This window comes from Gudongella sp. DL1XJH-153, assembly GCF_049310905.1.
GTDB lineage: Bacteria > Bacillota > Clostridia > Tissierellales > Tissierellaceae > Gudongella.
Genome location: NZ_JBMEMN010000091.1, coordinates 1 through 519, shown reverse-complemented (window position 1 = coordinate 519; position 519 = coordinate 1). Strand labels below are relative to the sequence as shown.

Sequence of the window (519 nt, the reverse complement as noted above, 5' to 3'; positions counted from 1 at the left end):
GCAGACGGTTGAACAGATTGCTATCATCCTTCCTCAAATTCTGGATGTGGTTACTGGACTTATTGCAGCTATTGCAGAAGTTGCACCTGATTTGATTCTGGCGCTTGTCAGTGGGATTTTAGATAATCTTCCCACACTTATTGAAGCTGCAACGAATATCATCATGACTATTGTAGGTGGCCTTATCGAAGCCTTACCTCAAATTACAGATGGTGCTTTGCAGCTTGTTCTAACATTGGTGGATGGGATTATTACCAATCTTCCTGCCCTGGTGGAAGCGGCGCTAGTGATGATTGTGACCCTTGCAACGGGCCTTGGAGATGCCCTACCAGAACTCATTCCATCCATTGTAGAAGCGGTTATCCTTATTGCTACAACACTAATAAATAATCTGGACTTGGTACTAGATGCAGCTTTTCAGATTGTCAGCGGCTTGGCTATGGGACTTTTAAACTCTCTACCAACACTGATTCAGTCCCTGCCTCAGATTATTAACAGCATCATTACCTTTATCACCAG

Annotated in this window: 1 pseudogene; it reads left to right on the top strand. The window is 43.7% G+C overall.

The window, feature by feature from the left end:
- A pseudogene (locus tag ACOEN1_RS13490) lies at window positions 1-519 on the top strand (phage tail protein); the annotation flags it as partial.